General features: G+C 72.3%; 30 protein-coding genes and 1 pseudogene. 18 read left to right on the forward strand and 13 right to left on the reverse strand.

What is annotated here, in order from left to right:
* Positions 1 to 58: 58 nt before the first annotated feature.
* The 11 genes and pseudogenes from VM685_RS04045 (at position 59) to rsfS (ending at position 8654) form a co-directional block, all read left to right on the forward strand.
* Positions 59 to 403: a helix-turn-helix transcriptional regulator gene (locus VM685_RS04045; protein WP_325458832.1), complete on the forward strand. Its 345-nt coding sequence runs from the start codon at positions 59 to 61 to the stop codon at positions 401 to 403.
* Positions 404 to 477: 74 nt separating this feature from the next.
* Positions 478 to 816 carry a hypothetical protein gene (locus VM685_RS04050; RefSeq protein ID WP_325458833.1) on the forward strand — a complete coding sequence of 113 codons (339 nt, stop codon included), beginning with the start codon at positions 478 to 480 and terminating at the stop codon, positions 814 to 816.
* Positions 817 to 1327: 511 nt separating this feature from the next.
* Positions 1328 to 1813 (forward strand): annotated as a pseudogene (gene rplU / locus VM685_RS04055) (50S ribosomal protein L21); the annotation flags it as partial.
* 223 nt (positions 1814 to 2036) lie between these two features.
* The gene (gene rpmA, locus VM685_RS04060; protein ID WP_325458834.1) at positions 2037 to 2309 is read left to right on the forward strand and encodes a 50S ribosomal protein L27; all 273 of its coding nucleotides are present in this window, start codon (positions 2037 to 2039) and stop codon (positions 2307 to 2309) included.
* 134 nt (positions 2310 to 2443) lie between these two features.
* Positions 2444 to 2977: a GNAT family N-acetyltransferase gene (locus tag VM685_RS04065; RefSeq protein ID WP_325458835.1), complete on the forward strand. Its 534-nt coding sequence runs from the start codon at positions 2444 to 2446 to the stop codon at positions 2975 to 2977.
* Between the two features lie 137 nt (positions 2978 to 3114).
* Positions 3115 to 3690, forward strand: a complete 576-nt coding sequence (locus tag VM685_RS04070) for a biotin transporter BioY (RefSeq protein ID WP_325458836.1) — start codon at positions 3115 to 3117, stop codon at positions 3688 to 3690.
* Positions 3687 to 4748, forward strand: coding sequence for a GTPase ObgE (gene obgE / locus VM685_RS04075; RefSeq protein WP_325458837.1), 1062 nt, complete (start codon positions 3687 to 3689; stop codon positions 4746 to 4748). Before VM685_RS04070 ends, obgE begins: the two co-directional genes overlap by 4 nt.
* Positions 4736 to 5872, forward strand: a complete 1137-nt coding sequence (gene proB / locus VM685_RS04080) for a glutamate 5-kinase (protein ID WP_325458863.1) — start codon at positions 4736 to 4738, stop codon at positions 5870 to 5872. The genes obgE and proB overlap by 13 nt, the downstream gene beginning before the upstream one ends.
* A gap of 57 nt (positions 5873 to 5929) precedes the next feature.
* The gene (locus VM685_RS04085) at positions 5930 to 7468 is read left to right on the forward strand and encodes an aldehyde dehydrogenase family protein (RefSeq protein ID WP_325458838.1); all 1539 of its coding nucleotides are present in this window, start codon (positions 5930 to 5932) and stop codon (positions 7466 to 7468) included.
* 11 nt (positions 7469 to 7479) lie between these two features.
* Positions 7480 to 8139, forward strand: a complete 660-nt coding sequence (locus VM685_RS04090; RefSeq protein ID WP_325458839.1) for a nicotinate-nucleotide adenylyltransferase — start codon at positions 7480 to 7482, stop codon at positions 8137 to 8139.
* A 62-nt stretch (positions 8140 to 8201) separates the two neighbouring features.
* Positions 8202 to 8654 carry a ribosome silencing factor gene (gene rsfS / locus VM685_RS04095; RefSeq protein ID WP_325458864.1) on the forward strand — a complete coding sequence of 151 codons (453 nt, stop codon included), beginning with the start codon at positions 8202 to 8204 and terminating at the stop codon, positions 8652 to 8654.
* A gap of 17 nt (positions 8655 to 8671) precedes the next feature.
* On the opposite strand, the gene VM685_RS04100 is transcribed toward rsfS, so the two are convergent.
* Genes VM685_RS04100 through VM685_RS04120 form a run of 5 tightly spaced genes read right to left on the reverse strand, consistent with a single transcriptional unit; the run spans position 8672 to position 13279 of the window.
* The gene (locus VM685_RS04100; protein WP_325458840.1) at positions 8672 to 9373 is read right to left on the reverse strand and encodes an RNA polymerase sigma factor; all 702 of its coding nucleotides are present in this window, start codon (positions 9371 to 9373) and stop codon (positions 8672 to 8674) included.
* A gap of 59 nt (positions 9374 to 9432) precedes the next feature.
* A complete protein-coding gene (locus VM685_RS04105) occupies positions 9433 to 9963 on the reverse strand; it encodes a hypothetical protein (protein ID WP_325458841.1) in 531 nt (176 codons plus the stop codon).
* Positions 9960 to 11717: a family 1 glycosylhydrolase gene (locus VM685_RS04110; RefSeq protein WP_325458842.1), complete on the reverse strand. Its 1758-nt coding sequence runs from the start codon at positions 11715 to 11717 to the stop codon at positions 9960 to 9962. The genes VM685_RS04105 and VM685_RS04110 overlap by 4 nt, the downstream gene beginning before the upstream one ends.
* Positions 11718 to 11754: 37 nt before the next feature.
* On the reverse strand, positions 11755 to 12252 hold the full coding sequence (locus tag VM685_RS04115; RefSeq protein ID WP_325458843.1) for a DUF2231 domain-containing protein: 498 nt from the start codon (positions 12250 to 12252) through the stop codon (positions 11755 to 11757).
* Positions 12253 to 12283: 31 nt separating this feature from the next.
* A complete protein-coding gene (locus VM685_RS04120; protein ID WP_325458844.1) occupies positions 12284 to 13279 on the reverse strand; it encodes an SDR family oxidoreductase in 996 nt (331 codons plus the stop codon).
* A 129-nt stretch (positions 13280 to 13408) separates the two neighbouring features.
* On the opposite strand from VM685_RS04120, the gene rlmH reads away from it, so the two are divergent.
* From rlmH to VM685_RS04150, 6 genes are all read left to right on the forward strand, one after another.
* Positions 13409 to 13873: a 23S rRNA (pseudouridine(1915)-N(3))-methyltransferase RlmH gene (rlmH, locus tag VM685_RS04125; RefSeq protein ID WP_325458865.1), complete on the forward strand. Its 465-nt coding sequence runs from the start codon at positions 13409 to 13411 to the stop codon at positions 13871 to 13873.
* Positions 13874 to 14731, forward strand: coding sequence for a murein hydrolase activator EnvC family protein (locus VM685_RS04130; protein WP_325458845.1), 858 nt, complete (start codon positions 13874 to 13876; stop codon positions 14729 to 14731).
* Between the two features lie 75 nt (positions 14732 to 14806).
* On the forward strand, positions 14807 to 16198 hold the full coding sequence (locus tag VM685_RS04135; protein ID WP_325458846.1) for a S41 family peptidase: 1392 nt from the start codon (positions 14807 to 14809) through the stop codon (positions 16196 to 16198).
* 168 nt (positions 16199 to 16366) lie between these two features.
* Positions 16367 to 17494: a divergent polysaccharide deacetylase family protein gene (locus VM685_RS04140; RefSeq protein WP_325458866.1), complete on the forward strand. Its 1128-nt coding sequence runs from the start codon at positions 16367 to 16369 to the stop codon at positions 17492 to 17494.
* Complete coding sequence (locus VM685_RS04145; protein ID WP_325458847.1) at positions 17491 to 17982, forward strand: RNA pyrophosphohydrolase; 492 nt, start codon at positions 17491 to 17493, stop codon at positions 17980 to 17982. Before VM685_RS04140 ends, VM685_RS04145 begins: the two co-directional genes overlap by 4 nt.
* 94 nt (positions 17983 to 18076) lie before the next feature.
* Complete coding sequence (locus VM685_RS04150) at positions 18077 to 18838, forward strand: alpha/beta hydrolase (RefSeq protein ID WP_325458848.1); 762 nt, start codon at positions 18077 to 18079, stop codon at positions 18836 to 18838.
* Here VM685_RS04150 and sugE read toward each other — a convergent pair.
* The 8 genes from sugE to VM685_RS04190 all read right to left on the reverse strand — a co-directional run bounded on the left by sugE (position 18835) and on the right by VM685_RS04190 (position 25311).
* Positions 18835 to 19161: a quaternary ammonium compound efflux SMR transporter SugE gene (gene sugE / locus VM685_RS04155; protein WP_325458849.1), complete on the reverse strand. Its 327-nt coding sequence runs from the start codon at positions 19159 to 19161 to the stop codon at positions 18835 to 18837. The two genes, VM685_RS04150 and sugE, sit on opposite strands and share 4 nt — an antisense overlap.
* 96 nt (positions 19162 to 19257) lie before the next feature.
* The gene (locus VM685_RS04160; RefSeq protein WP_325458850.1) at positions 19258 to 19923 is read right to left on the reverse strand and encodes a hypothetical protein; all 666 of its coding nucleotides are present in this window, start codon (positions 19921 to 19923) and stop codon (positions 19258 to 19260) included.
* A gap of 99 nt (positions 19924 to 20022) precedes the next feature.
* On the reverse strand, positions 20023 to 20286 hold the full coding sequence (locus tag VM685_RS04165; RefSeq protein ID WP_325458851.1) for an ATP synthase F1 subunit epsilon: 264 nt from the start codon (positions 20284 to 20286) through the stop codon (positions 20023 to 20025).
* 6 nt (positions 20287 to 20292) lie between these two features.
* A complete protein-coding gene (atpD, locus tag VM685_RS04170; RefSeq protein WP_325458852.1) occupies positions 20293 to 21825 on the reverse strand; it encodes a F0F1 ATP synthase subunit beta in 1533 nt (510 codons plus the stop codon).
* 17 nt (positions 21826 to 21842) lie between these two features.
* On the reverse strand, positions 21843 to 22715 hold the full coding sequence (locus VM685_RS04175) for a F0F1 ATP synthase subunit gamma (protein ID WP_325458853.1): 873 nt from the start codon (positions 22713 to 22715) through the stop codon (positions 21843 to 21845).
* A 29-nt stretch (positions 22716 to 22744) separates the two neighbouring features.
* Positions 22745 to 24277 carry a F0F1 ATP synthase subunit alpha gene (gene atpA / locus VM685_RS04180; protein WP_325458854.1) on the reverse strand — a complete coding sequence of 511 codons (1533 nt, stop codon included), beginning with the start codon at positions 24275 to 24277 and terminating at the stop codon, positions 22745 to 22747.
* 4 nt (positions 24278 to 24281) lie between these two features.
* Positions 24282 to 24836 (reverse strand): F0F1 ATP synthase subunit delta, encoded by a 555-nt coding sequence (locus VM685_RS04185; RefSeq protein WP_325458855.1) that lies wholly within the window; start codon positions 24834 to 24836, stop codon positions 24282 to 24284.
* Positions 24837 to 25017: 181 nt separating this feature from the next.
* Positions 25018 to 25311 (reverse strand): hypothetical protein, encoded by a 294-nt coding sequence (locus VM685_RS04190; protein ID WP_325458856.1) that lies wholly within the window; start codon positions 25309 to 25311, stop codon positions 25018 to 25020.
* Between the two features lie 233 nt (positions 25312 to 25544).
* On the opposite strand from VM685_RS04190, the gene VM685_RS04195 reads away from it, so the two are divergent.
* The coding region (locus VM685_RS04195; RefSeq protein ID WP_325458857.1) for a type I secretion C-terminal target domain-containing protein at positions 25545 to 26900 on the forward strand (1356 nt) is incomplete at its 3' end.

A 26900-nucleotide genomic window follows, 5' to 3' on the forward strand; every position in this document is an offset into this window, starting at 1 on the left:
ACCTCGCCTCGCCGCAAGGTGCTCATCTGAGGGGGTGACTCGATGGGGCGACAGCACATTGAAGGCCGACGTGGGCGCGGCGATCCGCCGTCACCGCGAGCTCCTGGGCCTGTCGCAGGCCGACCTCGCCGAGGCGATCGGCCGGTCCATCCAGTCGCTGGGCGAGATCGAGCGCGGCCGCAGCGCGCCGACCTTCGAGACCCTGGAGGCGATCTCCCGGGTGCTGGGGACGCCGGTGCGCGACTTCTTCCCCGGCCACCCCGAGGTGCGCGAGGACGACGGCCCGGCCGGCGCCGGGCGCGTGCTCTCCCTCCTCCTGCCGCTGAGCCCGCAGGAGCGGGCCTGGGTGGAGCGGGTGCTGGTCGCCCTGCTGCGCGACCGGCCGGGCAAGGGCGGCGGCTAGGGCGCGGCGTCGCATGGCGCCGCTCCGCGGCCGGCCATAACGTGGGTCTCCCTGACCTGAAGGGACGGTCCGACGTGCTTTCGCTCATCGCCCTGCTCGCCGCCGCCGACCCGGCCGTGGCCACCCTGCGCTACGAGACCTCGCTGGCCTCCTGGTCGATCTGCATCGACCGGCAGATGGCCCATCCGCTGGGGCCGCCGGCGCAGGCCGCCCGGCCGGAGCGGGTGACCTTCGCCATGGGCCGCTGCGCGGTGTTCGGCGAGGACTTCAAGCGCACCCTGCCCGACATGGCCGCCCGCCACCTCGCCGAGGAAGGCGTCCGCGACCCCTCCCCGGACCTCGTGGGCGGGCTGGTGGAGGAGATGTTCCGGCTGGTGTCGGACGACCTGCGCAAGGAGAAGGAGGCGGGGTAGGGCTGCCCTGTGCCGCTCATCCCCGCGAAAGCGGGGACCTAGGCTTTTTGGTCACTCCGGAACCGCAGCCGCCCGCCGATAAAACACCTGGGTCCCCGCTTTCGCGGGGATGAGCGGTTGTTTTGCGGCTCCTGCCGACCAGCATCCCTCAGGGATGCTGGCGGTCCTTGAAGTCCATGGATGAAGCGGAGCCTGCCGTCCCGGGTCAGTCAAGGACCGCCTCCGGCGGCCGCTCCGCGGCGGCCCTGCGGGCCGTCCTTGAGTGACCCGGGGCGGCAGGCAGACTGGCCGCCATGGGTTCAAGGCTCTGAATGGCTACGCGTGGGACCATCCGCCCTTGCGCCGAGCGGGCGCCGGGTGCGGTCGTGGAGGCTGGAAGAAGTCGCCCGCCGGCTGGCCTCGCCTCGTTGACTCTCCGCCGGCCTTGCGTATAAGTCCCGCCCTCTCGCCCGTGGGGTCGCTCCGCGGGCGCATTCCGTTTTGCACATAAGAGTTTGAAGGCGCGCGAACGATGTACGCGGTGATCAAGACCGGCGGCAAGCAGTACCGGGTCCAGCCCGGCGACGTGCTGGTCGTTGAGAAGCTCGACGGCGAGCCCGGCGCGAACGTTTCGTTCGGCGAAGTCCTCATGCTGGGCGACGGCGACGCCGTGACCCTCGGCGCGCCCACCGTGGCCGGCGCCACCGTGGCGGCGACCCTGATCGAGACCCGCAAGGGCGAGAAGGTGAAGATCTTCAAGAAGATCCGCCGCCAGGGCTACCGCCGGACCCGCGGCCACCGCCAGTTCGAGAGCGTCCTGCGCGTCACCGCCATCAACGGCGAAGGCGGCAAGGAAGCGGCCAAGTGGGACGGCACGGTGGACCTGACCACCAAGGCCGAGCTGAACGCCCGCTCGCGCAACCTGGCCTTCCAGGCCCCGGTCGCGGCGGAAGCCGCCCCCGCCGCCAAGGCCGCTCCGGCTGCGAAGAAGGCCGCCGCGCCGAAGGCCCCCAAGGCTGTCGACGTCGCCGCCACCGAGGAAGCCGCCAAGGCCGCCCAGGTGAACGCCCCGGTCGAGACCGAAGCCAAGGCCGCGCCGAAGAAGGCCGCCGCCCCCAAGGCTGAGGCCAAGGCTGAAGGCGAAGCCAAGAAGCCCGCGGCCAAGAAGGCAGCCGCCAAGAAGGACGAGGGCGCCGCCGAGTAATCGGTCCGGCAGCCCCTTAGAGAGTTAGGAGAGCACAATGGCTCACAAAAAATCGGGCGGCTCCTCGCGCAACGGGCGCGACTCCGCCGGCCAGCGCCTCGGCGTAAAGAAGTTCGGCGGCGAAGCGGTGCTCGCCGGCAACATCCTCGTGCGTCAGCGCGGCACCAAGTTCTGGCCGGGCGACAACGTCGGCATGGGCAAGGACCACACCCTCTTCGCGACCGTCACCGGCGCGGTGAAGTTCATTACCAAGCGAAACGACCGCACCTACGTGACGGTGGTTCCGGCCGAGGTGATGGCAGCCGAGTAGGGCGAACCCACCTTCTTCGGGTCCGCCAGTTTCCAAACAGGCGGACCGGACAAGACTTCAAGCGGGGAGTCCGGTCAGCCGGGCTCCCCGCTTTCGTTTTGGGCCCCCGCAACGTGGGGCCGGGAGGCAAGGACATGTGCGCGATCGAAGTGAGCCCCGTCATCTCGACGGAACGTCTGGTCCTGCGCGGGCCGGTGCGCAGCGACGCGGCCGACATCGGCCGGCTGGCCAACGACTTCAACGTGGCCGGCATGACCTGCGACCTGCCGCATCCCTACGACGCCGGCGAGGCCGAGGCGTTCTGCGAGCGGGCCATGGCCCAGGACTGGCGGCGCGAGGCGCGGTTCGCCATCGAGCACCGCAGCTTCGGCGTGGTGGGCGTGCTGGGCCTGACCACCGGGGCCAACGGCCGCCCGCAGCTCGGCTACTGGCTGGGCCGTCCGTTCTGGAACCGCGGCTACGCCACCGAGGCGGTGCGCGGGGCGCTGAAGTGGGTGAAGCGCGACTGGCGCCGGAACCTGGTGGAGGCCGGCCACTTCGCCGACAACCCGGCGTCCGGCCAGGTGCTGTGCAAGGCGGGCTTCCTCTACACCGGCGACGTGGCCCTGAAGGACAGCCGCGCCCGCGGCGCCAAGGTCCCGACGCGGATGATGGTGTGGCTGGCCTAGGTTTAAAGAACCACGGACCAGACGGACCAAACGGCGGCGCCGGGTCCGTGTGGTCAGTGTATTCCGTGGTTCCTCCTCTTTTCGTGCCGTTCGCGCCTTTCGTGGTTCAGCCCCTTTCTGTGTTATCCGCGCTGCCGATGACGAACGCCGAGGACAGGGCCGTGACCCCGCCGCCGCTCGCCCGCTTCCTGGCGGGGCGCGGGCAGGTGTGGCGCGTGCCGGTGGTGCTGGCGGGCGCAGGCCTGATGGCGCTGGCCTCGCAGGCGGCGTTTCCCGTCGGCCCGATCCCGATCACCCTGCAGAGCCTGATGCTGTTCGTGCTGGCCGGGCTTTGCGGCATGCGGCTGGTGTTCCAGGTCGTGCTCGTCTGGCTGCTCTTCGCCATCGTCGGCCTGCCGGTGCTGGCCGGCGGCGAGGGCGGGCCGGAGGCGATGATGGGCGGCAGCGCCGGCTTCCTGCTGGGCATGCTGCTGGCCGCGCCGCTGGTCGCGCGCACCGCCGAGCAGACCTTTGAGCCGGCCCGGCTCACCGGCGCCTTCCTGCTGGGCCACGCCTTGATCCTGGCGCTCGGCTGGGCCTGGCTGGCCACCCTGGTGGGCGTCGGCCCCGCCTTCGCCGACGGCGTCGCGCCCTTCCTGCCCGGCGCCGTCGTCAAATCCCTGATCGCCGCCCTCCTCGTGTGGGCCATCCGTCGTAAAGTCTCCGCGTCATGAAGTTCCTCGACCAGGTGAAGGTCTATGTCCGCTCCGGCAACGGGGGCGGCGGCGCCGTGTCCTTCCGGCGCGAGAAGTACATCGAGTACGGCGGCCCGGACGGCGGCGACGGCGGCAAGGGCGGCGACGTCTGGATCGAGGCGGTGGAGGGGCTGAACACCCTGATCGACTACCGCTACCAGCAGCACTTCAAGGCGGAGACCGGCGGCCACGGCATGGGCCGCAACCGCCACGGGGCGAACGGCGCCGACGTGGTGCTGAAGGTGCCGGTGGGCACCGAGGTGCTCGACGACGACAAGGAGACCCTGCTCTACGACATGGACACGGCCGGCAAGCGCGTCCTGTTCCTGAAGGGCGGCAACGGCGGCTTCGGCAACACCCACTTCAAGGGCCCGGTGAACCAGGCGCCCAAGCACGCCAACCCCGGCCAGGAGGGCGAGGAGCGGGCCATCTGGCTGCGCCTGAAGCTGATCGCCGACGTGGGCTTGGTGGGCCTGCCGAACGCCGGCAAGTCGACCTTCCTGGCGGCGGCCTCGGCCGCCAAGCCGAAGATCGCCGACTATCCCTTCACGACGCTGGCCCCCAACCTCGGCATGGTCGACCTGTCGGCCGGCGAGCGGTTCGTACTGGCCGACATCCCGGGCCTGATCGAGGGCGCCCACGAAGGGGCCGGCATCGGCACGCGGTTCCTCGGCCACGTGGAGCGCACGGCGGTGCTGATCCACCTGGTGGACGGCACCCAGGAGGACGTGGGCCAGGCCTGGAAGGTCGTCCGCCACGAGCTGGAGGCCTATGGCGAGGAGCTGGCCGACAAGCCGGAGATCCTGGCGCTGAACAAGATCGACGCCCTCTCCGAGGAGGAGCGGGAGGCCAAGGCCGCGGAGCTGGCCGCCGTGGCCGGGGTGACACCGCGGCTGGTCTCGGGCTTCACCGGCGAGAACGTCACCGAGCTGCTGCGCGAGGCCTGGAAGCTGGTCCGCCGCCGCCGGGGCGAGATCGTCGCCGACGAGGAGGACGAGGACGAGGCGCCGGCGTCCTCCGGGGACTGGCAGCCGTGAGCGAGCTCGAGAAGGCCCGGCGGATCGTCGTCAAGGTCGGCTCGGCGCTGCTGGTCGGCGAGGCCGGGGCGGACGCCCGCTGGCTGGCCGCCTTCGCCGCCGACGTGGCGCGGCTGCGCGCGCGGGGCCAGCAGGTGCTGGTGGTCTCGTCCGGCGCCGTGGCGCTGGGCCGCCGCCGGCTCGACCTGCGCAAGCGGGCGCTGACCCTGCCGGAGAAGCAGGCCGCCGCCGCCGCCGGCCAGTCGCTCCTGATGCGCGCCTGGGAGGAGGCCTTCGAGCCGCACGGCATCGCCTGCGCCCAGGTGCTGATGACCCGCGACGACACCGAGGTGCGCCGCCGCTGGCTGAACGCCCGGGCGACCGTGGAGACCCTGCTGTCGCTGGGCGTGATCCCGGTGGTCAACGAGAACGACACGGTGGTCACCGAGGAGATCCGCTACGGCGACAACGACCGGCTGGCGGCGCGGATCGCCCAGCTGGCCGGCGCCGACGCCCTGGTGCTGCTGTCGGACGTCGACGGGCTCTACACCGCCGACCCGCGGCGCGATCCCACGGCCGAGCACCTGCCCAGGATCGGCCGCCTGACCGCCGAGATCGAGGCCATGGCGGGCGGCGCGAACGCCGCGGCCGGCGTCGGCACCGGCGGCATGGCCACCAAGCTCGCGGCGGCCCGCATCGCCTCGGCGGCGGGCTGCGCGACGATCATCACGCTCGGCCACCGGCCCGACCCGCTGTGGGCCGTGGAGCATGGGGCCAAGGCCACCGTCATCGAGCCCTCCACCACGCCGGCGGCGGCCTACAAGGCCTGGATCGCGGGCAGCCTCGCGCCGGCCGGGTCGCTGGTGGTTGACGACGGCGCGGCGGCGGCGGTGCGGCGCGGCAAGAGCCTGCTGGCGGCCGGCGTGCGGCGCATCGAGGGCCGCTTCGACAAGGGCGACGCGGTGGTGATCCGCGACGAGGCGGGCCGCGAGATCGCCCGCGGCCTGGTGCGCTACGAGGCCGAGGACGCGGTCAGGATCTGCGGCCTGAAGAGCGAGGCCATCGAGGCGGTGCTGGGCTACACGTCCGGCCCGCTGGTGCACGCCGACGACCTCGCGCTGGCGCAGCACGCCGTGGGCGCGTAGGTAAGGCTCAAGCTGAGCATATGGGGCGGTCGGTTGGACGACGGCGGATCAGGGCGGATGGCCGAGGCGTCGCGTAACGGGCGGCTGGAAGCGCTCGTCCCGGGCCAGGCCATCGTCTGGGGCGGCGACCGCGTGGCCTATGTGGACGAGACGCTGGCCGGCGCCTTCCGGGCCGGCGACCGGCTGCTCGTCGCCGACGGCGCCCTGCTGCACGTGCCGGCCGCCGAGCACGCGACCGCCGCCGGCGCCGTGGGCCGCGCCCAGGCCGCCTTCGCCCGGATGGGCGAGGTTTCCGACGCGCAGATCAGCGCCTTCTTCGAGGCCTTCGCCGCCCGGCTGGAGGACGAGGCCTGCTGGGCCGCCATCGCCGAGGCCAACGCCGCCGACGTGGCGAGCGCCCAGGCGCGCGGCCGCTCGACCACCCGGCTGATCGCCTCCGAGGCCATGCGGCGCGACATGATCGCGGGCCTGCGCGCCTGGCGCGACGCCGAGCCGCCGCGCGGGCGGGTGCTGGAGACCGTCCGGCACGAGGGCTGGCAGGTGGAGCAGGTGATGGCGCCCCTGGGCGTCACGGGCTTCGTCTTCGAGGGCCGGCCCAACGTCTTCGCCGACGCCACGGGCGTGATCCGCGCCGGCAACACCGTGGTCTTCCGCATCGGCTCCGACGCGCTCGGCACCGCCCGCGCCATCGTGCGCGAGGCGCTGGACCCGGCGCTGGCCAAGGCGGGCCTGCCCGAGGGCGCGGCGGTGCTGGTGGATTCGGCGGCGCACGCGGCGGGCTGGGCGATGTTCGCCGATCCCCGGCTGGCCCTGGCGGTGGCCCGCGGCTCGGGCCCGGCGGTGGCCCAGCTGGGCGCGATCGCGCGCGGCGCCGGCACGCCAGTCAGCCTGCACGGCACGGGCGGCGCCTGGATGGTGGCCGACGCCACCGCCGATCCGGAGCGGTTCTACGCCGCCGCCTACCACTCGCTCGACCGCAAGGTCTGCAACACGCTCAACGTCTGCTGCATCGTGGCGGAGGCCGCCGACGCCCTGGTCCCGGCGTTCCTCGAGGCGCTGGCGCGGGCCGGCGAGCGGCGCCGCGGCTTCAAGCTGCACGTGGCCGAGGCCGACCTTGGCCGCATCCCCGAGGCGCTGCGGACCGCGCGCGGGACCGTGGTGCGGGCCGAGGGGCCCGTCGAGGAGCCGCTGGTCGAGCCGATCGCCGACGCCGATCTCGGCCGCGAGTGGGAGTGGGAGGAGACCCCGGAGGTCAGCCTCAAGATCGTGGACAGCGTCGACGCCGCCGTGGCCCTGTTCAATCGCTTGAGCCCCCGCTTCACCGCCAGCCTGATCAGCGCCGATCCGGCGGCGCACGTCCGCTTCTACGACCTGATCGACGCGCCCTTCGTGGGCGACGGCTTCACCCGCTGGGTGGACGGCCAGTACGCGCTGGACCGGCCGGAGCTCGGCCTCTCCAACTGGGAGCACGGCCGGCTGTTCGCGCGCGGCGGCGTGCTGGCCGGCGACGGGGTGTTCACCGTCCGCGCCCGGGTTCGGCAGGCCGACCCCGACCTCGACCGCGGGGGCCAGCCCACCCCGCCGCGCCGCGCTTGAGGCGTCACCGCATGTGGTTCGCGGGGCCGGCGCGCCGGATCCCGCCGGCCGGCCGTCCGGGGGGCCTCAGGCTCGGCTTCGACCTCAAGCCTGGCATGCGGGTCGGCCTGTTCGGCGGCTCGTTCAACCCCGCCCACGAAGGCCACGCCCACGTCGCCGAGACCGCCAAGCGCCGCCTGCGCCTGGACAAGGTGATCTGGCTGGTCTCGCCGCAGAACCCGCTGAAGCCCAGCCACGAAACGGCGGACCTGGCGGAGCGGATGGCCGGGGCGGCGGCGGTGGCGCGCGGCCGCGACATGATCGTGTCCGACGCCGAGACCCGGCTGGGCTCGCAGTACACCATCGACACCCTGCGGGCGCTGAAGGCCCGCTTCCCGGGGGTGAAGTTCGTCTGGATCATGGGCGCCGACAGCCTGGCCACCTTCCACCGCTGGCGCGGCTGGACCCAGATCATGCGCGAGGCGCCGGTGGCGGTGGTCTCGCGGCCGTGGATCTCGCTGAAGAGCCGCTTCTCGCCCGCCGCCGTGCGCTTCCGCCACGCCCGGCTGCCCTCTCACCGGGCCATGGGCCTGCCCGGCATCCGCCCGCCCGCCTGGGCCTTCCTCTTCGGGCGGTTCAACTTCCAGTCCTCGACGGCGCTCAGGGAACGGATGCGCCGGTCCAAATCTTGACGTGTGCGTGAGGGCGGCTGACCCGGGCCCCCACGCGTGTTAGGGTTGAGGATAGCGAGGACATCAAAGGAGCAACCCCGCTGCAACGTGAAGCCGCGCCGCGCGCGCAAGAGGTTCCGTCCGCCGTCCAGGCGGACCCCGAACCTTCGCAAGACGTCCAGGGTCGTATCGCCGCCCTGGAAGACCTGATCCTGGCCAAGCTGGACGACGACAAGGCCCAGGATGTCGTTTTCATCGACCTCAAGGGCAAGAGCGCCGTGGCCGACGGGCTGATCGTCGCCTCAGGGCGGTCGCACCGCCACGTCGGCGCCATGGCCGACCACCTGCTGCGGGCCCTGAAGGACGAGGGCTACGGCCGGGTGAGGGTCGAGGGCCTGCCGCACTGCGACTGGGTGTTGATCGATACGGGGGACGTCATCGTCCACCTGTTCCGGCCCGAGGTGCGGACCTTCTACAACATCGAGAAGATCTGGTCGGTGGACGCCCCGCACAGGACGCCCGCGCCCAACGCCTGAGGTTTCAGCCCCTGATTTCAGGCGACGGCGAGACCCGTCGCCTGCAAGCGGGCCAGAACCGCGTCGGTGATCCGCCCGCAGCGGACGCCGAGGAACGGGAAGGCCCCATCGAGCGCCGACGCCAGCTTGGCGTCGAGGCTCTCGCGGAGCATCCGCCGGGCGCGGTGCAGCCGCGTCTTCACGGTCGCCGGCAGGACGCCGAGGCTGTCGGCGGTCTCCTCCACGCTGCGGCCGTCCACTTCCCTGAGGATGAACACCAGCCGGAAGTTCTCCGGCAGCTCGTCGACCGCGTGCTCCAGGAGCCGCCGGGCCTCGGCGCGGGAGGCGTCGCGCTCGGGATCGCTGGCGACCTGGCCGGACGGGAAGGTGAGCACCTGGCCCGCCTCCTGGGCCTGCTCGATGGCGTCGAGCTCGACCATGGTGCGCCGCTTGCGCAGCCGGTCGCGGGCCTCGTTGAGCACGATGCGGGTCAGCCAGGTGAGCAGGCTGGACTCGCCGCGGAAGTCGCCGAGCTTCTGGAACGCGCGCACATAGGCCTCCTGCAGCACGTCCTCGGCCTCGGACTCGTCGCGCATGACGCTGCGGGCGGTGCGGAACAGCGGCTGGTTGCAGCGCTGCATGAGCACGCGGAACGCCTCGCCACGGCCGAGCCGGGCGAGCCGCACGAGCTCGGGCTCGGGCAGGCTGGCGAAATCGACGGTCCGGGCGGAGGCGGTCATCGGCGGGCTCCCTGGCTCAGATGGTTGGACGGAGCGCGCGCCACAAGGTTCCCGGCGCCTCAGCGGCGGGGCGGACGGCGCAGCAGGCGCAGCGGGGAGACGGCCCCGAAGGCGCCCGCGTGGCGGCCGTCGCGGCCGCTCTCCAGGCGAACGTGCAGCGGCCGGTGGACGATGGGAAAGAGCGCGCCCAGCGCCGCGCCCCAGACCAGGAAGCCCGCGAAGAAGCCCGCCGCCGCCAGGCCGGCCGCCATCATCCTCCCGCCGAGCAGGGGCAGGACCACCACCGGCGCGGCCATCCAGAGGACGAAGGCGAAGACCATGCCGAACAGGAAGCCGCCCCGGCGGTCGTTGGCCGCCCGCTGCAGGACGAGGCCGTAGAGGGCGCCCGACGCCGTGAAGGCGGCGACCAGCACGGCCGCCGCCGCCGGGCGTGGCAGGCGCAGCACCGCGTCGGTCGCGGCGAACGAGCCCAGGGCCACGAAGACAGCGCCGGCGGGGACGGTGGCGACCAGGCCGGTGATCGCCCCGGCCAGCAGCGGCCGCTGCAGCGGGCCGGCGTCGAGCCCATGGGCGCGCAGGAAGGCCATCATGCGAGGATCGCCTCCAGGGCGGGGCAGTCCTTCAGGCCCGGGGTGTCGGCGAAGGTGCGGACCAGGTGGCGGTAGGCCTGGGCCACCGGCCGTGGGTCGCGGTTGAGGTCGAACAGGCCCACCGGATTGACGTTCCCGAGCACCTGGGAAAGGCCGATGTCCCAGTCCACCTGGTCGGTCAGGCTGTACCAGGTGAACCCCACGACGGGGACGCCGGCGCCGCGGATCAGCTGGACGTTGTGCCACTGCCGCCAGAGCCAGCGGGGCGCGTCGCGGGCGTCCAGCCGGTTGGTCTCGGTGTGCATCATCGGGCGGCGGTAGCGGTCGTAATACTGGCTGGCGATGACGTACCAGCCGAACAGCTCGCCCAGGGCCTGGGGACGGGCTTCCGTGTCGATCAGCTTCTCGTTCCACTCGTAGTAGTCGACGCCGAGGATGGCCCGCCGCGGCGCCTCGCGGCGCATGAAGCCGTCGTACGCCTCCGCGGTCATCCCGTGGTCGAGGAGGTGGGCGCGCATGCCGTCGCTCACCGGGCGGGCGTAGACCAGGTCGAGCGGCAGGAAGCGGCGCTCGTTCTCGAAGTCGGCGACCCGGACCACCTCCGGATCGGGGGTGGCGGCCTGGTAGAACTCGCCGCTCTCGCTGGTGACGAAGACCGCGTCGGCGCGCCGGGCCAGGATCGCCTGCATCATGGCGACGTTGGCGGCGGCGAGGTGATGCGCGGCGGTGACAAAGGCCCGCTCGTCCCGCCGCTGCTCGTTCCACAGCCCCTCCAGGGCCGAGAGCCGGGCGCAGACGTACATCTCGTTCACCGGGGTGTAGAACCGCACCCACGGATAGCGCCCGGCGAAGGCCGCGGCGTAGGCGGTGAGCGCCGCCGGGACCTCGGGGTTCTGGAAGTCCTCCAGCCAGTCGGGCAGGCCGAAGTGGCAGAGGTCGACGATGGGGGTGAGCCCGAGGTCGCGCATGGCCTCGAGCGGCCCGTCGGCCAGGGACCAGTCGAAGCGGCTCCGGGCGGGCATGACGAGGTGCAGCGGCGGGCCGTAGCGCACGTGAGTCAGCCCGAGCTCGGCCGCCAGTTCGAGGTCATGGCGGCAGTGGGCGTAGTGGCCGGTGGCGGCCATCTGGTCGCGCCGCCAGCGGCCGCCCTCCACCCGCGGATAGCTGCACTCGATGCCGGTGGCGAAGATGAAGGCGGACGGCGCCCGCTCCGGGGCGCGCACGCGACGGGCGGCGCGGCGGCGCGGGGCCGGCAGCCGGGGCGGGTGTCCGGCGGGATAGCCCACCGGCCGGGTGTAGAGGGCGCCCAGCGTCAGGCAGAAGGCCAGGTGGCCGAGGAGCAGGCCCGCCCGCTCGCCCCAGGTGACGTCCTGCAGCAGGGTCCAGGCGGTCTCGCGCGCCACGTCGGCCTGGACGTGCATCAGCCTGAGCTGCGGGTACATCACGAGCTCGGCCAGCACCGCGGGGACCGGCGTGAAGGCCAGCCCCTGGATCACCGGCCGCCAGACGAACAGCGACCAGAAGACGTAGGCGTAGAAGATCGCCCAGAGCACGCCCACGCCGACGTGGAGGGCCATGCCGAGCGGCCACCAGACCCAGGCCGGCGCATCGGGCGCGGGGACCGTTCCCAGCGCCCGCACGAGGTCGGCCAGCGGCAGGCCGGCCGCGAGCAGCGGGCGCAGGAGCGCCTCCCACGCGACCGCGCCGGCCGCCCCGGCCAGGGCGGCCTTGCGGAACGAGACGACGCGGATCATGGGCTGGGCTCACCGAAGCCCACGACCACCTCCCGGCTCAGCGGGCGGCGCGGTCGGACACGCGGGCGCGGGCCAGGGCCATCGAGCCGTCCTCGATGCCCACCCGGTGGCGGTAGACCAGTTCGCCGCCGAGCCAGCCGGTGAACACCAGGATCACCACCGTCACCGCCGACAGCGTCACCCCGGCGGGGGCCAGCGCCTCGACGGCGCCGCCGGTGGCCCGCAGGTAGAAGCTGACCGCCGCCAGCGCCACCGCCGCCAGGTTGCCGATCATGTGCATCCAGGCGTGGCGCAGGCGCTGGATCTGCCGGTCGCCCGCGAAGTCGATGAAGCCGAGGACCGCGGCCAGCAAGGCCGTGGCGATGCCGGCGCCGAGCAGCCACATCGAGGCCTGCGCCCAGCCGGCGCCGCCGGTGTAGAGGTGGATCAGGTCGGTCACCAGCGCCGAGACCAGGAAGGCGATGGGGAACGGCACGATCATCGGATGGAGGGGGTGGCCTCCGACCTTGGCCGTGCTGTGGGGGTTGTCCGTCATGGTGTCTTCTCCCGTTTGAAACGATGCCGCCTCAGGCCCGGCGGCGCAGGCTCAACGACAGGGCCGCGCCGGCGCCCAGTGCGGCGGCGGCGGCGATCCATCCGCGATGCATGCTGGCCCAAAGCTGCGGGGCGCGGTCGCGGGCCACGGCGTCGAAGCGGCCATGGGCCCCGTGGTCTCCCGGCACGGGCTGGAACAGGTTGTCGGGCGCGGGCGGCGGCTTTCCGGGGTCGTGCTGCGCCTCGACGCCGCTCATCGCCAGGTAACGGTCGAGCAGGCCCGACGCGAGCTTGTCGCCGAGTATGGCCTGCAGGGCCGGGGCGCCCAGCACCACCTCCTTGCGGCCGGACCGCGCGGCGAACCAGATGGCGCGGGCGGCCAGCTCGGGCTGGTAGACTGGCCCCACCGGCTGCGGCCGGCCGGGGACGTGGGCGCGGGCCCAGTCGAACTGCGGGGTGTTCACCCCCGGAAGCTGGACCATGGAGAGGGTCACCCGGCTCTTCTCGTGGATCAGCTCGGCGCGGACCGAATCCTGGAAGCCCTGCAGGGCGTGCTTGGCGGCGCAGTAGGCGGCCTGCAGGGGGATGCCGCGGTAGGCCAGAGCCGAGCCCACCAGGACGATGGCCCCGCGGTCGCGCGGCAGCATCCGCTTCAGCGCCGCACGGGTCCCGTGGACCTGGCCGAAGTAGGTGACCTCGGTGACCCGCCGGAATTCCTCGGGCGTGGCGTCCATGAAGCGCGAGAACAGGCCCGCGAAGGCGTTGTTGACCCAGACGTCGATGGGGCCGAGCTCGGCCTCGGCGCGGGCGGCGGCGGCCTCCACCTGAGCCTCGTCGGCGACGTCGGCCGGCAGCACGAGCGCCCGGCCGCCGAGCGCCTCCACCTCGCGGCGGGCGGCCTCCAGCCCGTCGAGGCCGCGGGCGATCAGGCCGACGTCGGCGCCCCGGCGAGCGAACTCGCGGACTGCGGCGCGGCCCACGCCCGCCGAGGCGCCGGTGACCACCACAACGTCGCGTCTGCCCGTCACGCCCGGCACATCGGTCTCCCGTCCAAGGCCCCCGCCGGCTCTGCTATTGATGGATGAGCAGGCCCAAAGGTTCCCGCCGGCGGCGCGGCCCACGTCGCGCAGGGGCCAAATCGCGCTATGGCTGGGCCCGTGAAGATCACCATCGTCGCCATCGGTCGCCTGGCCCGCTCGCCCGAGACGGAGCTGGTGAAGCTCTATGTGGAGCGGGCGACCAACGCCGGCCGGGCGCTGGGCCTGGGTCCCGTCGAGGTGGTGGAGGTGGAGAGCCGCAAGCCCGGCAAGGCCGCCGAGGCCGAGGCCCTGCGCCCCCACCTGGCCGACGCCCACGTGATCGCCTGCGACGAGCACGGGACGGCGCGGCCGTCGCGCCGCTTCGCCGAGGAGATCGCCACGCTGCGCGACCGCGGCGTGCGGCGCCTCGTGTTCCTGATCGGCGGCGCCGACGGGCTCGACCCGGAGCTGCTGGCGGCCGCCCACGGCAAGCTCGCCTTCGGGCCGCAGACCTGGCCGCATGCGCTGGCCCGCGCCATGCTGGCCGAACAGGTGTACCGGGCGGTCTCAATTCTGGCGGGTTCGCCCTATCATAGGGACTGAATGCAGACGCGGACGGCGATCGGCGGTGGGATGGCGGCGGCGGGCCTGGGCGCGCTGGCCGTGGCCTCGATCGCGGCGGCCCAGCCGAGCGAACGGCTGGCGCGGCTGAACCTCGCCGAGACCCAGCTGTCGGCCGAGCAGGCGGCCAACATGAACCAGCTGGCCCGCATGCTGTCGGTGCTGGAGCAGATCCGCCGCGATCCGCCGCCGGCCCTGCTGGTCTCGCCCGACGACGCCAAGGACGCGGTGCGCGCGGCGATCCTGGTCAAGGCGATGACGCCCGAGTTGCAGCGCCGGGCGCAGAGCTATGCGTCGGCCGCCAACGAGATGATGCGCCAGCGCAGGCTGGCCGCCGTGCAGAGCGAGGCCCTGTTCACCACCGAGAGCCAGCTGGCCGAGGCCGCCCCGGAGGCCGAGCGCCAGGCGCCGGACCTGCGCCCCCTGCCCCCGCTGCCGGCCGAGGCGATCCGCGCGCCGGCCGCCCTGGTCCCGCCGCTTCAAGGCAAGTTGATCCGCGGCTTCGGCGCCCCCCTCGCCGGCGGCGGCCGGGCGAACGGCGTCACCCTCGCCGCCGCCCGCGGCGCCCGGGTGGCCAGCCCCGGCGCGGGCGCGGTGCAGTACGTGGGCCCCGTGAAAGGTTGGGGGGTCATTCTTATTTTAAGGCTGGCGGGCGGCTATCATCTCGTGTTGGCTGGCCTTGAGCGACCGTCGGTTTCGGTTGGACAATCCGTCGCGGCCGGAGAGCCTGTCGGATGGATGCCCGATGATCGACAATCGACCTCGGAACTCTATCTGGAGATCCGGGAGCAGGGCGCGCCGGTCGATCCGGGGCGCTGGCTGAACCAAAATGCGGGCTGAGCGCTGCTGGAAACAGGCGTTCGGGGGGCCTGGTCACAAGCGGCGGGAGCCGCAGAGGGGAGCCTGAGGCAGGCGATGAAGAAGTACCTCCTGATCGGCGTTTCGGCCTTCGTGCTCGGCGCGGGGTCCATGGCCTATGTGAGCCAGCAGGCGATCGCCGCCGCCGGCCCCAACGCCAAGACCTACCGGATGCTGGGCCTGTTCGGCGACGTGCTCGACACCGTCGAGCGGCAGTACGTCACCGACGTGGACGACACCAAGCTGATCCAGGCGGCCATCGACGGCATGCTGACCAGCCTCGATCCGCACTCCGGCTACCTCGACCCCGAGAACTTCGACGACATGCGCGACCAGACGCGCGGCGAGTACGGCGGCCTCGGCATCGAGGTCACCAGCGAGGACGGCGTGGTCAAGGTGATCTCGCCGATGGACGACACCCCGGCGCACAAGGCGGGCATCAAGGCCGGCGACTACATCACGGCTGTGAACGGCGACAGCGTGCTGGGCCTGACCGTCACCGACGCCGTCAAGCAGATGCGCGGCCGGCCGGGCGAGGCGGTGACGCTGACCATCGCCCGCGAGAAGTCCGACCCGTTCGACGTCAAGCTGGTCCGCGAGGTGATCAAGCCCAAGTCCGCCACGGCCAAGATGGAGGGCGACTACGGCGTCCTGCGGATCGGCAGCTTCAACGAGAAGACCACGGACGAGGCCGAGGCGGCCTTCGCCGCCCTGCGGGCCAAGAACCCGCAGATGAAGGGCCTGATCCTCGACCTGCGCAACAATCCGGGCGGCCTGCTCGACCAGGCGGTGGCGGTCTCCGACCTCTTCCTGGAGGGCGGCGAGATCGTCAGCCAACGCGGCCGCGACCCGCGCGACGTGGAGCGCTACAACGCCCGCGCCGGCGACATCACCGGCGGCCTGCCCATGGTGGTGGTGGTCAACAACGGCTCGGCCTCGGCGGCCGAGATCGTCGCCGGCGCCCTGCAGGACCGCAAGCGGGCCGAGGTCGTGGGCCTGACCACCTTCGGCAAGGGCTCGGTGCAGACCGTGATCCCGCTGCGCGGCGGCATGGACGGGGCCCTGAAGCTGACCACGGCGCGCTACTACACGCCGTCCGGCCGCTCGATCCAGAAGACCGGCATCGAGCCGGACCTGGAAGTCGCCTCGTCCCGCGAGGAGGCCCAGAACATCGCCAACCGGGCGTTCCAGTTCTCGGAGGCCTCGTTCCGCAATGCGCTGAACGCCGACGAGGGCAAGGTGCGCCGCGGCGCCCACGAGCCCGCCGAGGCGCCGCCGGAGAGCTTCGACGTCAAGAAGGACTTCCAGCTGACCCGCGCCTCCGACGTGCTGAAGTACGGCTCGGTGGCGGCGACGCCGAAGCTGCCGAAGCCCACCGCGAAGCTCGCCGAGGTGGTCGGCTCCAAGGCCCGCGTGGCCGAGGTCAAGCCGCCGCAGACGCAGAAGTAGCGGCGCCCGCGCCGGAGACACGGAAAGGGCGGTCCCCCGGGGCCGCCCTTTTTCGTCGGCGCCGTGCGCAGGCAGCGCCCCCTGCGGCAGGCCGGCGCACCCTGCGGTTGATCCCTCGTTAACCGTATGGCGGGACCCTCCGCACAGAGGAGCTTCCCAAGCTTGGCCATGATCGCGATTCCCCGTCTGCAGGCGCCGGCGTTCAGCCTGGCGAAGCTGCGCGGGCTGGCGGCCAGCCCCTACGCCGGCGCCGGCGCGGCGGGCGCCATGCTGCTCGTGGCGGCGGCGGCCCTGCTCAGCATGATGGGGCCGGCCGAGACCTCGGGGCCAGTCGTGCGGGTGCCGCTGGCCGGCGTCCTGCGCCATGCGCCGGACGGCTGGCGCCAGGCCCTGCCGAAGGCGCGCGGCATGACCGTCACCGAGGACGTCATGCGGCTCTCCGAGCGGCCGCTCGCGCCCATGGCCGGCCAGACCTGGAACTCCGACAGCGCCGCCCGGCCGGCCACCACCTACGCCAACGGCCCCCTGCCGGCCGCGCCGATCGCCGGCTTCTACGCGCCCGGCCCCGGCGGCCCGCTGCCGATCATCGCCCAGGACGGCCGCACGCCCTTCGAGGCCTACAGGCGGCCCTTCAAGTCCAACGGCCGGCCGAAGATCGCCGTGGTGATCGGCGGGCTCGGCCTGAACGCGCGCGCCACCCAGCAGGCCATCGAGACCCTGCCCGGCCCGGTGACCCTGTCCTTCGTGCCCTACGCCGAGGGGCTGCAGGGCTGGATCGACCTGGCCCGCCAGCACGGCCACGAGGTGCTGCTCGAGACGCCCATGGAGCCGCTGGACTATCCGGACAACGACCCCGGCCCCTACACCCTGATGGCCAAGGGCAGCGCGCCCGAGACCGCCAAGCGGCTGGAGTGGATCCTGTCGCGGGCCACCGGCTACTTCGGCCTGACCAACTACCTGGGCTCGCGCTTCCTGGCCGACCCGGCCGCCTACGAGGCCTTCGCCACCGCCGCCCGCGGCCGGGGCCTGGGCTTCATCGACGACGGCTCGGCGAGCCGCCAGGGCGGCGGGCTGCCGCGCGCCTCGGCCGACCGGGTGATCGACGACCAGCTCACCGCCAAGGGCATCGACCAGCAGCTGCTGGCCCTGGAGGCCGGCGCCCTGCAGCGGGGCCAGGCGCTGGGCGCGGGCTTCGCCTATCCGGTGACCCTGGAGAAGGTGGCGCGCTGGACCGCCAGCGTGGAGGAACGCGGCTACCAGCTCGCCCCCGCCTCGGCGCTCGCCGCCAAGCGATGAGCCCGCCGGACGAGCTGCCGGAGCACAGGCCGAATGTCGGGGTGGTGCTCTTCCACCCCGATGGCCGCGTCTGGCTGGGCCGCCGGGCCGGGACGCCGGAGCCCTGGAACTGGCAGTTCCCGCAGGGCGGGATCGACAAGGGCGAGGACTTCGAGACGGCCGCCCGGCGCGAGCTGCACGAGGAGACCGGCGCGCGGACCGTCACCTACCTGGCCCGCACCGATGGCTGGATCCACTACGACTTCCCGGAGGGCTGGGGCGGGTCGAAGGCCTGGCGCGGCTGGAAGGGGCAAAAGCAGGTGTGGTTCGCCTACCGCTTCGACGGCGACGAATCCGAGTTCGACCTCGCCCACCACGAGGAGCCGGAGTTCGACGCCTGGCGCTGGGGCTATCTCGAGGAGGCGCCTGGGCTCATCGTGCCGTTCAAGCGGGCGGCCTATGAGCAGGTCGCCCAGGCCTTCGCCGGCCTGGCGGCCAGGCGCCCGTGAAACCTCCCCGGCTCCCGGGCTTTCGGGGTAGGATGAACACGGCGACGGACCCGCACGACGACAGAAGGCCCGCGCCGGACCGGACGAGGGGATCATGACCGCCATCGTGATGGTGCACGGCGCGTTCTGCGGCGGCTGGGCGTTCGAGAGCTTCCGCGCGGCCTTCGAGGCGCAGGGGCACGAGGTGCTGGCGCCGGACCTGCGCGGCCATGGCGCGGACGAGCCCGGCGACAAGGTGATCGGCGTCTCCATGTCCGACTACGCCGCCGACATCGCGGCGCTGTGCGCCGAGCTGGCCGAGCCGCCGGTGCTGATCGGCCATTCCATGGGCGGGCTGGTGGCCCAGATGGCGGCCCGCCGGGTGCGGCCCCGCGCGCTCGTGCTGCTCGCCCCGTCCGCGCCCTGGGGCGTCTCCGGCTCGACCTTCGAGGAAGCGGTGACCGCCTTCGGCGTGCAGATGCTCGGTCCCTTCTCCAGCGGGGCGGTGGAGCCCGACCGGCAGCTGATGCGCCGCTACAGCCTGGACCGGGTCCACAAGGCCGAGCGCGAGGCCGTCGTGGCGCGCATGCGGCCGGAGAGCGCGCGGGCGCTGCGCGAGACCCTGAACTGGTGGCTGGACCCGTTCATGACCACCAGCGTCGGACCGGGGCCGCTCGGCGCGCCGGCGCTGGCGATCGCCGGCGAGCTCGACCTGGTGCACCCGCCCGCCACCGTGCGGCAGACCGCCGAGCGGGTGGGCGCGGCGTTCGTCCAGATGCCGGGCATGAGCCACTGGCTGGTGGGCGAGCCCGGCTGGGAGGCGGTGGCCGAGCGTGTGCTCCGCTGGCTGGCCCAGGAGGCCCGCGCGGCGGCCTAGCCCTGCGCGGGGGTGAGGAACTTCAGGCCCAGGATGCCGGCCACGATGAGGCCGAGGCACACGAGCCGCAGGGCGGTGGCGGGCTCGCGGAACAGGACGATGCCGAGCACGGCGGTGCCGACCGCGCCGATGCCGGTCCAGACCGCATAGGCCGTGCCGATCGGCAGGCTGCGCACGGCCAGGCCGAGGAGGCCCATGCTGGCCACCAGGCTGACGGCGGTGAACGCGGTGGGGACGAGGCGGGTGAAGCCGTCGGTGTATTTGAGCCCGATGGCCCAGCCGATCTCGAAGAGGCCGGCGACGAAGAGGATGACCCAGGCCATGTCTGGCTCCGCTGTCGTTGCGGGGCCGTCCCCGCGGACAAAAGAAAAGCGCCGGGGTCGTCCCCGGCGCTGATCGAGGTCGGCGATGCCGGGACCCTAGAGCTTGCGCTCCTGGTACTGCAGGGTGCCCATGTCGTAGCGGCCGTTGACCTGGCTGTCGTCCGGCTTGCGCACGGTGGAGAAGTTCAGGCCGATCGACTGGGTCGAGGACAGGTGCTCCCACGAGCGGCGCACGCGCTTCATGCCATCGGGGTCCACCGGCTGCGTGTAGTTGGCGGTCGGGTCCAGCGGCGGCTGGCGGGTGAAGGCCCACACGTTCAGGCCCTTGGCGATCTCTTCGGCGGCGCCGGCGCCGTAGCGCAGCTCGGCGAAGCAGACGTCCTTGTTGGAGCCTTGCGGGAACAGGATGATCTGGAAGTTCTTCTGACCGCCCAGGGGCTTGGCCCAGGTCTGGTCGCGGCGGTTCTGGCGGAAGCCGTTGGCCTTGGCCAGGTCGTCCAGCTTCTGGCCGCGGACGGCGGGGACGCAGATGTTGTCGAGCGCCGCGATCACCTCGGCGGCGTCGCCGGTGGTGGGCAGCGGCGGCGGGGCGGGCGGAACCGCGGCCGGGGCGGCCGGGGCCGGCTGGGCGGCGGCGGGAGCGGTCTCCGGCGCGGGCGCCGTCGTCGCAGCCGGGGCCGCGGGCTGGGCGGCCGGCTCTTGCGCTTGGGCCGCGCCGGCGAGGCCGGCGGCGAGGATGAGGCTGACGAAGGCTGTACGCATGGACGTTCCCCTGACTTTTCAACGCGGCATCAAACTCAAGCGCGGCGCGGGAGGCAAGGCCCCACGGCGCCGGCATTGCGTCAGACGATCACGTGCCCGTTAGGCGGCCTCGACCGCGTACTCGGCAAGCACGGTCAGGCCTTCGGCCGTGACGTCCGCGAACCCGCCGCGGACGTCGAACACCCGGACCTGGCCGTTGTTGTGCACGCGCAGCTGGCCTTCCTTCAGCGCCGTCATGAACGGCGCGTGGTTGGCGAGCACGCCGAAGTCGCCCTCGGCGCCCGGCGCGTCGACCTGGTCCACGAGGCCCGAGAACAGCTCGCGCTCCGGGGAGACCAGGGAGAAGTGGAGCTTCTCGGCCATGGGTCCTTACGCTTCCGACGCCAGCTGCTCGGCCTTGGCCACCGCTTCCTCGATCGAGCCGACCATGTAGAAGGCCGGCTCCGGCAGGTGGTCGTACTCGCCGTCCACGATCGCCTTGAAAGAGCGGATGGTGTCGGCCAGCTCGACGAACTTGCCGGGCTGGTTGGTGAAGGCCTCGGCGACGTGGAACGGCTGCGACAGGAAGCGGCTGATCTTCCGGGCGCGGGCCACGATCAGCTTGTCGTCTTCCGACAGCTCGTCCATGCCCAGGATGGCGATGATGTCCTTCAGCGCCTTGTACTGCTGCAGGACTTCCTGGACGCGACGGGCGACCGTGTAGTGCTCCTCGCCGATCACCAGCGGGTCGAGGATCCGCGAGGTGGAGTCCAGCGGGTCCACGGCCGGGAAGATGCCCTGGGCGGCGATGTCGCGGCTCAGCACGGTGGTGGCGTCCAGGTGGGCGAACGAGGTGGCCGGGGCCGGGTCGGTCAGGTCGTCGGCGGGCACGTAGATGGCCTGCACCGAGGTGATCGAGCCCTTGGAGGTGGAGGTGATCCGCTCCTGCAGGTTGCCCATCTCGGTGGCCAGGGTCGGCTGATAGCCCACGGCCGAGGGGATGCGGCCCAGCAGGGCCGACACTTCCGAACCCGCCTGGGTGAAGCGGAAGATGTTGTCGATGAACAGCAGCACGTCCTTGCCCTCGACGTCGCGGAAGTACTCCGCCTGGGCGAGGCCGGTCAGGGCGACGCGGGCGCGGGCGCCCGGGGGCTCGTTCATCTGGCCGTAGACGAGGGCGCACTTGGAGCCTTCGGTCGAGCCGTTGTTGGCCCGCGGGTCCACGTTCACGTTGGACTCGATCATCTCGTGGTAGAGGTCGTTCCCCTCACGGGTCCGCTCGCCCACGCCCGCCAGCACGGAGTAGCCCCCGTAGGCCTTGGCGATGTTGTTGATCAGCTCCTGCATGGTCACGGTCTTGCCCACGCCGGCGCCGCCGAACAGGCCGATCTTGCCGCCCTTGGTGTAGGGGCAGAGCAGGTCGATGACCTTAATGCCGGTGACCAGCACTTCGGCCGAGGTCGACTGCTCGGCGAAGGACGGGGCCTCGCGGTGGATCACCGAGGTGTTGGTCAGGTCGATCGGGCCGGCCTCGTCGATCGGCTCGCCGATGACGTTCATGATCCGGCCGAGCGTCGCAGGGCCGACCGGCACGGTGATCGCGCGGCCGGTGTCCACCACCGGCTGACCGCGGGTCAGGCCCTCGGTGGTGTCCATGGCGATGGTGCGCACGGTGTTCTCGCCCAGGTGCTGGGCGACCTCGAGCACCAGGCGGAACGGCAGGCCGGTCCGCTGGTCGGTGTTCGACGTCTCGAGCGCGTTCAGGATGGCCGGCAGGTGGCCTTCGAACTCCACGTCGACGACGGCGCCGATGACCTGGACGATCTTGCCCGTGGCCACGCCGGCGACGGCGGGGACCTGGGTGGTGGCGGAGGCCTTGGCCGGGGTGCGGCGGGGCTTCTTGGGGGCGGCGGCTTCAGACATGTCTTAGGCTCTTTTCGCTAGAGCGCCTCGGCGCCGGAGATGATCTCGATCAGCTCCTTGGTGATCTGCGCCTGGCGTGAACGGTTGTACTGCAGGGTGAGGCTGGCGATCATGTCGCCGGCGTTGCGCGTGGCGTTGTCCATCGCCGTCATCTGGGCGGCGAAGAAACCGGCCTGGTTCTCCAGCATGGCGGAGAACAGCTGGGTGGTGATGTTGCGGGGCAGCAGCTCCTCGAGGATCGAGGCCTCGTCGGGCTCGTACTCGTAGGCCGCGCCCTTCAGGTCGACGCTCTGCTCGCCGGCGGCCACCTCGGCCGGGATCAGCTGCTTGACGGTGGGCGTCTGGCTGACCACCGACTTGAAGCGGCTGTAGACCAGGGAGACCACGTCGACGTCGCCCGCCTCGAACAGCTCGCGGATCTTGGCCGCGACCTCCTCGGCGACGGCGAGGGACGGATTGCCGCCGGCCTCGATCGCGCCCACCGAGCGGTCACCGTAGAGGCGGCGCAGCTGGTCGCGGGCCTTGCGGCCGACGGTCAGGATGCGGACGTCCTTGCCTTCGGCCAGCAGCGCCCCGATCCGCTCGCGCGCGGCGCGGACGATCGAGGAGTTGAAGCCGCCGGCGAGGCCCCGGTCCGAGGTCGCGACCACCACCAGGTGGCGGCGGTCCGAGCCCGTGCCGACCAGCAGGCGCGGCGCGCCATCGCCGGAGACGCCGGAGGCCAGGTTGGCGATCACCGCCGCCATGCGCTCGGCGTAGGGCCGGGCGTTCTGGGCGGCGTCCTGCGCCTTCCGCAGCTTGGCGGCTGCGACCATCTGCATCGCCTTCGTGATCTTCTGCGTGGCTTTCACGCTTCCGATCCGATTGCGCATCTCCTTGAGGCTGGCCATCGCCGGCTACTTTCTCCGTGCGGCCAGTCTTAGGCGAAGTTGTCGGCGAAGGCGCCGAGCACGCTCTTCAGGCGGTCTTCCACCGGGCCGAGGTCCTTCTTGGTGCGGATCTCGTCCAGAATGTCCTGATGCTTGGCGTGCATGTGGCTGAGCAGCTCCTGCTCGAAGCGCCCGACCTGCGCGGTCGGGATCTTGTCGAGGTAGCCGCGGGTGCCGGCGTAGACGCTGACGACCTGCTCTTCCACCGCCAGCGGCGAGTACTGCGGCTGCTTCAGGAGCTCGGTCAGGCGCTCGCCGCGGGCCAGCATGCGCTGGGTGGCCACGTCGAGGTCGGAGCCGAACTTCGCGAAGGCGGCCATTTCCCGGTACTGGGCGAGCTCGCCCTTGATCGGGCCGGCGGCGGTCTTCATCGCCTTGATCTGGGCCGAGGAGCCCACGCGCGACACCGAGATGCCGACGTTCACCGCCGGGCGGATGCCCTGGAAGAACAGGTCGGTCTCGAGGAAGATCTGGCCGTCGGTGATCGAGATCACGTTCGTCGGGATGTAGGCCGACACGTCGTTGGCCTGGGTCTCGATCAGCGGCAGGGCGGTCAGCGAGCCCGAGCCGTTGTCGGCGTTGAGCTTGGCGGCGCGCTCCAGCAGGCGGGAGTGCAGGTAGAAGACGTCGCCCGGATAGGCTTCGCGGCCCGGCGGACGGCGCAGCAGCAGCGACATCTGGCGGTAGGCGACGGCCTGCTTGGACAGGTCGTCATAGATGATGACGGCGTGCATGCCGTTGTCGCGGAACCACTCGCCCATGGCGCAGCCGGCGAAGGGCGCCAGGAACTGCAGCGGGGCCGGCTCCGAGGCCGTGGCCGAGACCACGATGGTGTAGTCCAGCGCGCCGCGCTCCTCGAGGGTCTTCACGATCTGGGCGACGGTGGAGCGCTTCTGGCCGATGGCGACGTAGATGCAGTAGAGCTTGGCGCTCTCGTCCGAACCGGCGTTGATCGTCTTCTGGTTCAGGATGGTGTCGATCGCCACGGCGGTCTTGCCGGTCTGGCGGTCGCCGATGATCAGCTCGCGCTGGCCGCGGCCGACGGGGATCAGGGTGTCGATGGCCTTGAGGCCGGTCTGCACCGGCTCGTGCACGGACTTCCGCGGGATGATGCCCGGGGCCTTCACGTCCACCCGGCGGCGCTCGGCCACGTTGGTGATCGGGCCCTTGCCGTCGATCGGCTCGCCCAGCGGGTTCACGACGCGGCCCAGCAGGCCCTTGCCGACCGGCACGTCCACGATCTCGCCGAGGCGGCGGACTTCGTCGCCTTCCTTGATGGCCTGGTCCTGGCCGAAGATCACGACGCCGACGTTGTCGCGCTCGAGGTTCAGGGCCATGCCCTTCACGCCGGCGGAGGGGAACTCCACCATTTCGCCGGCCTGGACGTTGTCGAGGCCGAACACGCGGGCGATGCCGTCGCCGACGGAGAGGACGGACCCGACGTCGGAGACGTCGGCTTCCTCGCCGAAGTTGGCGATCTGCGACTTCAGGATGGCCGAGATTTCGGCGGCGCGGATATCCATGGGCTTACGCTCTCTTCAGGGCGAACTTCAGGGAATCGAGCTTCGACTTCAGCGAAGCGTCGAACAGACGGGAGCCGACCCGCACCTTGATGCCGCCCAGGATGGACGGATCGACGCGGGTCTCGATTTCAGGGTCCTTGCCCAGCGCCTGGCGCAGGGCCTGCTGCACGCCCTTGGACTGGGCGGCGGTCAGGGGAACGGCGGTCACCACCTGGGCGGAGACGGCGCCGCGGGCTTCGGCCGAGAGGCGCTCGAAGGCGGTGATCACGGCCGGCAGGGCGGCGGCCCGGCCGTTCGCCGAGAGCAGGCCCAGGAACTTCTTCGTCGTGGGGTGGAAGGCGGCGCGCTCGGCGATCGCCGCCAGACCCTTGCCCTTGGCGTCGGCGTCGAACGACGGCGAGTTCAGCAGGATCTGCAGGTCGCGGCTGTCGGCCAGCGCGGCCTTGAGCGATTTCAGGTCGGCCTCGACGGCCGCCACCTGGTTCTGGTCCTTCGCGAGATCGAACAGGGCCTGGGCATATCTGCCGCCCACATTCGAAGCCTGGGAATCGTCCGCCACTTAATATCCGCCCGGTGCGTTTCGAGAGCCGCGGCGGCTGATCCAACCGCGACCTAAAGGCCTGTAAGCGCTAAAGAAAAGCGCTTCGGTCCGTAGCGTCCTTAAAACGCCTGGCCCAAAGCCGCGCGCCTAGTATCACGCGATGTTCGGCGCCGCAACCAAAGCGCCCCGGAGAATGGCCTCAAGCTTCCGTGGCGTTGCGCAGCACGGCCGAGCAGGTGACCAGCACCGCGCCGTCCGCGGCCGCCAGCCGGCCGTGCACGAAGACCAGGCTGCGGGTCGCCCGCTCGACCCAGGCCTCGGCCACCGCCGGTCCCGGGGCGGCCGGCGCGGGGCCGTAGTCGAAGGTGACGGAGAGCAGCGCCGCGCCCGGCCCGCCCACCGCCAGCAGCAGCGGCTCGAGCAGGCCGGCGGCCTCCCCGGGCTTGGCGGAGAACAGGGTTTCCTGGCGGAGGGTGCTGGCGGGCGCGGTCATCGGGGCCCGCTCTTAAGGCGCCAGGCAACCTTCGGAAAGTCCTCAAGAAAGGAAGCTCGGCCCTGGGAACAAGCGGCCGCCGAAGGGGGTTGATCTACGGGTCGTGGCGTCATGCGCCGCGATCCGCCTGGTCGCGGCGCCCGCGGGCGTTGCCTTTTCGAGTGCTGGTGCTTCCGATGTTCAAACCTGCCTGCCCCGGGTCCGCGACCCGGGCTGTCGCCCGGAGTCTCTAGATGCCCGGCGCGCTCCCCACCATAAGCAACCCGACCCCGCCCGGCGGTCATCTGTTCGGCGCCGAGGCCGGCCTGCCGCAGGGCAGCCAGCCGGGCCAGGCCACGACCTCCAGCAGCTGGACCTTCACGGTCGCGGCGCAGGACGGGATCGATGACCTGACGGTCGCCGGCTACACGGCGATCCGCGACGGGGTCTTCACCGCCGGCGGGACGGACCTCGGCTACGGCCGGCTGTCGGTGACCGGCTTCGACCCGGCGACCGGCCAGGTCACCGTGGCCTTCCAGCTCACCGGCCCGATCCAGAGCAGCCCGGGGACCCAGACCAAGTACGGGGACATCCGGGGCTTCGACATCATCCTCACCGATCGCGACGGGGACGCCGCGAGCAGCCGCCTGACGGTGCAGATCCGCGACGACGAGGGCCTGCACGTCACCAACGATTCCGCCGCCGCCGCGGCGGGGACGACCGCCACCGGCAACCTGGTGACCAGCGGCACGCCCGACAGCTTCGGCGCCGACGGCTTCGGCGGCGTCACCCGGATCGGCAACGCCGAGCGGACGGTGACCGACGCCACCGCCGACACCGGCGGCCGCTTCACCTTGCAGGGCCAGTACGGCGTGCTCAGCGTCTCGCCCACCGGCGACTACAGCTACGCGGCCCGGGCCGACGCCCCGGCCGGATCGGTGGAGCGCTTCACCTACTGGGCCGTCGACGGCGACGGCGACGAGGCGGCGGCCACCCTCACCCTGACGCTGCAGGCCGCGCCGCCGCCTTCCGGCGAGGACGGCAAGGTCTACACCTCGCCGGGCCCGGGCTCGACGGTCACCGCGGGGGCCGGCGACGACACGATCAACGCCAGCCAGGGCTCCGACGTGCTGACCGGCGGCGGGGGCGACGACGTCTTCGCCTGGGCCCGCGAGCCCTGGTCGCCGGCGACGGTGACCGACTTCAGGGTTGGCGCGGACCGACTGGACCTCTCGGCCCTGTTCAAGACGTCCGGCTACACGGGCTCCGATCCGGTGGCCGACGGCTACATCGTGCTGCTGGGCCGCGACGACGACACGCTCGTGCTGTTCGACCGCGACGGCACGGCGACGGGCCAGCAGTGGCCCAACTACATCATCACCCTGGACGGGGTGGCGGCCGGCAACGTCAGCTGGGCGCAGCTCGCCGGCGCCTCGGGCTCGAGCCCGGAAGAGCCGCCCCCGCCGCCGCCGCCGCCCAGCAACGAGCCCGGCCAGGTGCTGACCTCCGACCAGTACGGCGACACGCTCGCGGGCGGGGCCGGGAACGACACCCTGAACGCCGGCCAGGGGCCGGACCAGCTCACCGGGGCCGGCGGGGCCGACCGGTTC

It is taken from the genome of Phenylobacterium sp. (assembly GCF_035539035.1).
Taxonomy (GTDB): Bacteria; Pseudomonadota; Alphaproteobacteria; order Caulobacterales; family Caulobacteraceae; genus Phenylobacterium.

What these genes read in the sequence shown, in the direction of transcription:
- VM685_RS04105 (WP_325458841.1), bottom strand. Translation starts at nt 9,963, where the DNA reads ATGATGGCCTTCCTGCGCGCCCATGGGCTCGACGCCGGCCCGCTGCAG.
- VM685_RS04135 (WP_325458846.1), top strand. Translation starts at nt 14,807, where the DNA reads ATGAAGAAGTACCTCCTGATCGGCGTTTCGGCCTTCGTGCTCGGCGCG.
- VM685_RS04100 (WP_325458840.1), bottom strand. Translation starts at nt 9,373, where the DNA reads ATGACCGCCTCCGCCCGGACCGTCGATTTCGCCAGCCTGCCCGAGCCC.
- VM685_RS04115 (WP_325458843.1), bottom strand. Translation starts at nt 12,252, where the DNA reads ATGACGGACAACCCCCACAGCACGGCCAAGGTCGGAGGCCACCCCCTC.
- VM685_RS04130 (WP_325458845.1), top strand. Translation starts at nt 13,874, where the DNA reads ATGCAGACGCGGACGGCGATCGGCGGTGGGATGGCGGCGGCGGGCCTG.
- VM685_RS04150 (WP_325458848.1), top strand. Translation starts at nt 18,077, where the DNA reads ATGACCGCCATCGTGATGGTGCACGGCGCGTTCTGCGGCGGCTGGGCG.
- VM685_RS04085 (WP_325458838.1), top strand. Translation starts at nt 5,930, where the DNA reads ATGGCCGAGGCGTCGCGTAACGGGCGGCTGGAAGCGCTCGTCCCGGGC.
- VM685_RS04065 (WP_325458835.1), top strand. Translation starts at nt 2,444, where the DNA reads ATGTGCGCGATCGAAGTGAGCCCCGTCATCTCGACGGAACGTCTGGTC.
- VM685_RS04110 (WP_325458842.1), bottom strand. Translation starts at nt 11,717, where the DNA reads ATGATCCGCGTCGTCTCGTTCCGCAAGGCCGCCCTGGCCGGGGCGGCC.
- VM685_RS04160 (WP_325458850.1), bottom strand. Translation starts at nt 19,923, where the DNA reads ATGCGTACAGCCTTCGTCAGCCTCATCCTCGCCGCCGGCCTCGCCGGC.
- atpD (WP_325458852.1), bottom strand. Translation starts at nt 21,825, where the DNA reads ATGTCTGAAGCCGCCGCCCCCAAGAAGCCCCGCCGCACCCCGGCCAAG.
- VM685_RS04090 (WP_325458839.1), top strand. Translation starts at nt 7,480, where the DNA reads ATGTGGTTCGCGGGGCCGGCGCGCCGGATCCCGCCGGCCGGCCGTCCG.
- VM685_RS04190 (WP_325458856.1), bottom strand. Translation starts at nt 25,311, where the DNA reads ATGACCGCGCCCGCCAGCACCCTCCGCCAGGAAACCCTGTTCTCCGCC.
- VM685_RS04140 (WP_325458866.1), top strand. Translation starts at nt 16,367, where the DNA reads ATGATCGCGATTCCCCGTCTGCAGGCGCCGGCGTTCAGCCTGGCGAAG.
- VM685_RS04175 (WP_325458853.1), bottom strand. Translation starts at nt 22,715, where the DNA reads ATGGCCAGCCTCAAGGAGATGCGCAATCGGATCGGAAGCGTGAAAGCC.
- rpmA (WP_325458834.1), top strand. Translation starts at nt 2,037, where the DNA reads ATGGCTCACAAAAAATCGGGCGGCTCCTCGCGCAACGGGCGCGACTCC.
- atpA (WP_325458854.1), bottom strand. Translation starts at nt 24,277, where the DNA reads ATGGATATCCGCGCCGCCGAAATCTCGGCCATCCTGAAGTCGCAGATC.
- VM685_RS04165 (WP_325458851.1), bottom strand. Translation starts at nt 20,286, where the DNA reads ATGGCCGAGAAGCTCCACTTCTCCCTGGTCTCCCCGGAGCGCGAGCTG.
- sugE (WP_325458849.1), bottom strand. Translation starts at nt 19,161, where the DNA reads ATGGCCTGGGTCATCCTCTTCGTCGCCGGCCTCTTCGAGATCGGCTGG.
- VM685_RS04070 (WP_325458836.1), top strand. Translation starts at nt 3,115, where the DNA reads ATGACGAACGCCGAGGACAGGGCCGTGACCCCGCCGCCGCTCGCCCGC.
- VM685_RS04145 (WP_325458847.1), top strand. Translation starts at nt 17,491, where the DNA reads ATGAGCCCGCCGGACGAGCTGCCGGAGCACAGGCCGAATGTCGGGGTG.
- obgE (WP_325458837.1), top strand. Translation starts at nt 3,687, where the DNA reads ATGAAGTTCCTCGACCAGGTGAAGGTCTATGTCCGCTCCGGCAACGGG.